Annotated in this window: 4 protein-coding genes; 2 read left to right on the top strand and 2 right to left on the bottom strand. The window is 66.2% G+C overall.

Annotated elements, in window-relative coordinates; translation table 11 throughout:
* Window positions 1–295 precede the first annotated feature (295 nt).
* A complete protein-coding gene (locus WDW90_RS34075; protein WP_336492131.1) occupies window positions 296–982 on the bottom strand; it encodes a TetR/AcrR family transcriptional regulator in 687 nt (228 codons plus the stop codon).
* Window positions 983–1,180: 198 nt separating this feature from the next.
* Between WDW90_RS34075 and WDW90_RS34070 the strand changes: the two genes are divergently transcribed.
* Window positions 1,181–2,266, top strand: a complete 1,086-nt coding sequence (locus WDW90_RS34070; protein WP_336492130.1) for an HlyD family secretion protein — start codon at window positions 1,181–1,183, stop codon at window positions 2,264–2,266.
* Window positions 2,263–3,843: a DHA2 family efflux MFS transporter permease subunit gene (locus tag WDW90_RS34065; protein WP_336492129.1), complete on the top strand. Its 1,581-nt coding sequence runs from the start codon at window positions 2,263–2,265 to the stop codon at window positions 3,841–3,843. Before WDW90_RS34070 ends, WDW90_RS34065 begins: the two co-directional genes overlap by 4 nt.
* A 1,166-nt stretch (window positions 3,844–5,009) precedes the next feature.
* Here the strand turns inward: WDW90_RS34065 and WDW90_RS34060 are convergent.
* On the bottom strand, window positions 5,010–5,774 hold the full coding sequence (locus WDW90_RS34060) for an alpha/beta fold hydrolase (RefSeq protein ID WP_336492127.1): 765 nt from the start codon (window positions 5,772–5,774) through the stop codon (window positions 5,010–5,012).
* Window positions 5,775–5,965 lie beyond the last annotated feature (191 nt).

Genomic DNA, 5,965 nt, shown 5'->3' with positions numbered 1-5,965 from the left:
AGGCCGCACACATGTCAGCACCCGACCACGTGCCACACCGCTCTTGAAGATTTCTCTTGCTCCTAAAGGGGCGTCCACACATGTCGCAAACGCGAATGCGCTGAGGTTCACATTGGGGTATACCCCTGTGGAGATCGAGGGCCGTTTAGGTGGCAAGCAGTCATTGGGTTGCTGCCCGAATGCCGACGTTCGCTTCGAGCGCGTTGCCGCCAAAGCAGCCAAATGTGACCCGAGAGTGTGACGCTTGAGGACGAGCTGATTGCCGGTTCGGCCCTCATCCCAGTCGCACGCGGCTTCAAACCTTGCCGGACCGGCGGACGCCCGCGAGGAACAGCGCGACGGCCGCGCGACGGCGCCTCTCCTGCGCCTCCGGGTCGACCTGAATGCCGTAGAGGGCCTGCTTCGAACTGCGTCCGAGGATGAGGTTGAGGAACAGGTCGGCGGCGATCTCGACGTCGTCGATCTCGAGCTGGCCCTGCGCAGCTAAGATCTCCAGGAGCCGGGCGATGGCCCGTACGCCACGCAACCAGCCCTCCTCGTAGGCGAGCCTGGCCAGATCCGGAAACTGCAGGGCCTGGGCGACGATGCAGCGCGTGAGCGCGGCCGCACCGGGATCCTGCGAGCGGGCGAGCAGGGTGCGGCTCAACTCGTCCAGCACTAGCTCCGCATCCCTGGGCTCCGTCCGTAGAGCCTGCACCTCGGCAGCGGCCGAGAGCGGCGCCAGCCACTCGCGGACCCGCTCCTTCAGCACGGCCTCGAACAGAGCGCGCTTGTCGCGGTAGCGCGCATAGAGCGTCGGCTTACTCACGCCGGCGGCCTCTGCCACCGCATCGATCGAAGTGGCGTCGAAGCCGCGCTCGATGAAGAGCTGCATGGCGATTTCGACGATGCGCGCCTCCCGCCGCGCCGCTTCCTCGCGGGTCGGGCGCCCACCGGTACCCCGCTTCTGTGCCGTCGGCCGTTCCGCCACCGTTTCCATCATCTGTCTTCTTGCCTTAGGCACGTCTCTCATTTATCCATACTTTACCGTATCGTTTTGATGTTGGCTACCGCCATGGACGCTCGTCCCAGAGACCTTCCACAACCGGACGTCACACCCGCTTCGCCGGGGACCGCGACCCCGTCCACCCCGGCGGCAGCCACCCCGACGACTCCGACGCGCAAGCGCCGGAAGGGCCGCGTGATCCTGTCTCTCGTCGTCCTTGCCGCCCTCGGCGGCGGCGGAACCTATGGCTGGCACTGGTGGACGGTGGGCCGCTTCCTGGAGACTACCGAGGACGCCTACCTGCAGTCCGACAAGGTCACGGTCGCGCCGCGGATCGCCGGCCACATCGCCGAGGTCATGGTCGGCGACAACCAGCCGGTGAAGGCCGGCGACGTGATCGCCCGGCTCGATGACCGCGAGTACCGGGTCATGCTCAAGCAGGCCGAGGCCGAGGTCGAGAAGAGCCGCGCCCAGCTTCTCGGCACGGCCGCCGTCATCACGCAGCAGATGGCGCAGGTCCAGTCCTCGCAGGCCGAGGTCGAGAACACGGACGCGGCGCTCGACTTCGCCGGCAAGGAGTACACCCGCTACCAGAACCTGCTGCAGACCGGCTCGGGCACGGTGCAGCGCCAGCAGCAGGCCGACTCCGACCTGCGACAGAAGCGGGCGGCACACGACAAGGCCATCGCGTCCCTCGAAGCGGCCAGGAAGCAGGTCGACTCCCTGAAGGCGCTGGAGGCCAGCGCCCGGGCGAGCCTGGAGGCGTCGCAGGCGAAGGTCGAGCAGGCCAAGCTCAACCTGACCTACACGACCATCACCGCGCCGACTAACGGCGTCGCGGGCGACCGTTCGCTTCGGGTCGGGCAGTTCGTCTCGGCCGGCACCGGTCTCCTGACCCTCGTGCCTATGGGCCGCGACATCTACCTCGTGGCGAACTTCAAGGAGACCCAGACCGGGCACATGGTTGAGGGCCAGCGCGTCACCTTCACGGTAGACGCCTTCGGGGACCATGAGTTTGAGGGCCGGATCGAGAGCTTCTCCCCGGGCACCGGTGCTCAGTTCGCGCTGCTGCCGCCCGAGAACGCCACCGGCAACTTCACCAAGGTGGTGCAGCGCGTGCCCGTGCGCATCGCCCTCGACGACACGGACCCGCTGGTCGCGCGCCTCCGCCCCGGCCTGTCGGTGGAGGCCACGGTCCACACACTGGATCCCGTCGAGCAGGTCCGGCCGCGCCAGAGCAAGGCTTCGCCCGCGCTCGTCAGCGAGGCGCTGCCGCAATGAGTTCCGCCGCGGCAACCGGCGGTGTGCCCGAGGCGAAGGCGAGTGGTCGGGACTGGCTCGCCGTGTTCGGCGCGATCCTGGGCGCCTTCACAGCCATCCTCGACATCCAGATCACCAACGCTTCGCTCGCCGACATTCAGGGCGCGCTCGGCGCCTCGACCGAGGAGGGCAGCTGGATCTCGACCGCCTACCTGATGGCCGAGATCATCGTGATCCCGCTGACCGGCTGGCTGTCCTCGGTGATCGGCCTGCGCCGGTATCTCGCCGTGAACACGATGCTGTTCACCGGCTTCTCGCTGGCCTGCGCGCTGTCCTCGTCCTTAAGCCAGATGATCCTGTTCCGCGCCGGGCAGGGCTTCACGGGCGGCGTCCTGATCCCGACCGCCATCGTCATCGTGCGCACGCGGCTCTCGAAGGCGCAGCAGCCCATCGGCATCGCCATGTTCGGGCTGACCGCGACGTTCGCGCCGGCCATCGGCCCGACGGCGGGCGGTTGGCTCACCGACAACCTGTCTTGGCACTACATTTTCTACCTGAACCTGATCTTCGGCCCCCTGGCCGCGGCCATCCAGCTCGGCGCCTTCGACAGCGTGCCGGCCCGCTGGGGCGAGCTGTGGAAGGGCGACTGGATCGGCATCGGTCTGATGGCGACTGGGCTTCCGGCGCTGACCTATGTGCTGGAGGAGGGCCAGCGGAAGGACTGGTTCGGCTCGCAGGCCATCGTGAACGCGTCGCTGCTGGCGGCGGCGGGCATCACCGGTTTCATCCTGCGCGAGCTGACCGCCGAGCGGCCGTTCATCAACCTGCGGGTCTTGGCCAACCGTTCGGTCGGGGGAGCCTGCGTGCTGATGACGGTGCTCGGCGCCGTCTCGTTTGGATCAATCTACATCATCCCGGTCTACTGCGCGCAGATCCAGGGCTACAACGCCCAGCAGATCGGCTACGTCGTGATGTGGTCGGGCCTGCCGCAGTTGCTGCTCTTCCCCATGATGCCGCTGATCATGCGCTGCTTCGACGCGCGGCTGCTGGTGGTGGCCGGCACTCTGTTCTTCATCGCGAGCTGCTGGATCAACGTGGGGCTCACCCACGATGTCGGGGCCGACCAGCTGATCCTGCCGCAACTGCTACGCGCCATCGGCCAGCCGCTCTTCACCATCCCGCTGTCGCAGCTCTCGACGGCGGGCCTGGCGCCCCGGGACACGGCAGACGCCTCGGCCCTGTCGAATATGATGCGCAACCTCGGCGGTTCGATCGGCATCGCCATGCTGTCGACGATGATCGACCGACGCGAGCACATGCACTTCTCAGTGCTGGCCGAGGCCATCACGGTGAACGCGACCCGCACCCAAGATCGGCTCGCGGCGCTGGCGGCCGGGCTGCACGCTCACATCGCCGACCCGCTTGCCGCCAAGAGCGCCGCTATCGGCATGCTGGCGCAACAGGTCCGCCGCGAGGCGACAGTCATGGCCTACGCGGACGGGTTCTACCTCGTGGGCGTCAGCCTCGTGCTCAGTCTCGGGGTGGTAGCCATCCTGAAGAAACCGCAGCGGTCCTCGGGTCCCGTTGAGGCTCACTAAGATCGTTGCTCTCCGGATCCCCCGACGGCCTCCGTTGGGCGATAGACGGCCGGTTCGCGCTTCAGCCCCCTCGCGCGGATCGGCCCTCGCTTTGCTCGACCCGGACGCGATGGCGTCCCTCAGCAGCGATCGAGGTCAAGTTGCAAGATCAGATCCAGCTCACTCATTGCTAGGAAGTAGACCATCGCAAACTACCCGTTCCAGTCGTAGGTCATCGTCTACCGAGCTGCCGAGAAGCGGATCTTCTGCGGGGCCGTAAAAGGCCGGAAGCGGCTGCTGCTGAGAGCCCTGCAACCATCGCATGAGCCACGGTGCCCGTTAGAGCATGCCCATACGGACAGCAGGAGGAGCCCAAGAAATCCCGTCCGCAAGGCTTGGATCCGATCAGCGAACAACCTTCCTTTCGGACAACACCCCAAAGGACCACCCAAGCGCTCTTTGCCCCGCTGGATTGGCCGACTGGAAAACGACGGGAAACCATGCACGCCGATTGCGTCCTGCCCGGTGCCCTGGCCCCTTGGCTGCCCGCGTCAGGAAACCCTGTTAGGAAATCAATTGTCCGGAATACGCTCTCGACCGGACATTCCTCACACGCGCCGTGAAGGGCTGCAGCGGGTCATTCGAGGCCTTCACATGCGCCCCGCCGAACGTCCGTTTACCAGCGATTTGCGCCCGAAGCGGACAGGCCGCTCTCGGCCAGGATCGGCCATTCCGCTTCGGGCCCTGTTTGGTCGTTCGGCGGATCCACCGGCGTGCTTCCTGAGAAGGCCCGTCACAGCGGCCTTCGATGGGATCGAGCATCGCTTCAACGACCGCGCCTCAGACGATCTCGACCGCGCCTACGCGACCACGGTCCGCAAGGGCCGGGCTGACAGACGCTGACCCCGTGTGTTCGATGGGATGCTCGGTCGTCGCCGGAGGGCCAACCCGAGGATAATAGGGACAGAGAGGAAGATGATCTCTATAAAAGTGCTCCTGTTGTCCCCAGCCAGGAAGGGACGACGGTATTGGGGCTGCTTGCTCACGAGTTGCTATAGGCCCGTTTCTTCGGCTTGAGGGCGAGGGCGTTGAGCATCATGGGCCGGCTCCAGAGCGGAGGCGGCAAGCTCGGTCGGCATGCCTAACGGCTGGTGAACGTCATCGCGTTCGCGTTTGCGACAGACCCCTCAGGGCCGCTCGGCCAGGAAGGCGAGAACGCCCCGTTTGTGGTTCATGTCGCCGACCGAGACGTTGTGGTCGCGGTTCGGGATGTCGAGGGCGCGGGCGTTCGGCATAACGGCGGCCAGCTCCTGTGGCGAGCCGGCGAGGTGGTCCTTGGTGCCGACGGCGATCAATGTCGGCACGTAAATCTGCGCGACCTGCCCGCGCAACAGGTTCTGGCGCGAGCCTCGCAGGCAGGCGGCGAGCGCCTTGCGGTCGCTCTTCGTCTGCTCGGCGAAGGCGCGGAACATGCGCTCGGTCGGGTCGGTGAGCACATCCAGGGAGGGCGCCTCCATGGCATCCGCAATGCCGGGCGGCAGGCCCTCGCCTTCGACGAGATGGATGCCGAGCCCGCCGATCAGGAGCGAGCGCACGCGCTCGGGATGATTGAGCGCCAGGGTGGCCGCGACGCGGGCGCCCATCGAGTAGCCCATCACGTCGGCCCGGCCGATCCCGAGATAATCGAGCAGCCGTCGGGAGTCCTCGGCCATGACGGTGGGCGTGTAGGCGGCGGGGTCGTAGAGCTTATCGCTCTGGCCGTGGCCGCGGTTGTCGAGCGCGATGGCCCGGTAGCCGGCGTGCGTCAGGGTTTTCACCCACTGGGTGTTGACCCAGTTCACGGCATGGTTCGGCCCGAACCCGTGGATGAGAAGAACCGGATCGCCCGCGCCGGAGGCCGGAGCCACGTCGATGTAGGCGATGCGCACGCCGTGGGAGTCGAAGAACTGCATGGCAGAAGCTAATAGGCAGACCTTCTTCAAATCAACATGTCAACTAAAGCTATCGGAAAAACGACGGTTTCCCAGGCGCTTAATCCTGCTACTACTACTGTGTCACAAGAATGGGGTGTATGAGGGGTGATCCGATCTCGTGCAGGAGCGCGGCATGGATGCCCTGAACTCTTCGTTGGCCGACCAGCCGC

The sequence above is a fragment of the Methylobacterium nigriterrae genome (assembly GCF_037106235.1).
In the GTDB taxonomy this organism is placed as follows: domain Bacteria; phylum Pseudomonadota; class Alphaproteobacteria; order Rhizobiales; family Beijerinckiaceae; genus Methylobacterium; species Methylobacterium nigriterrae.
Note: the sequence above shows the minus strand (reverse complement) of the source record. Positions and strands in the feature narration are given on the sequence as shown.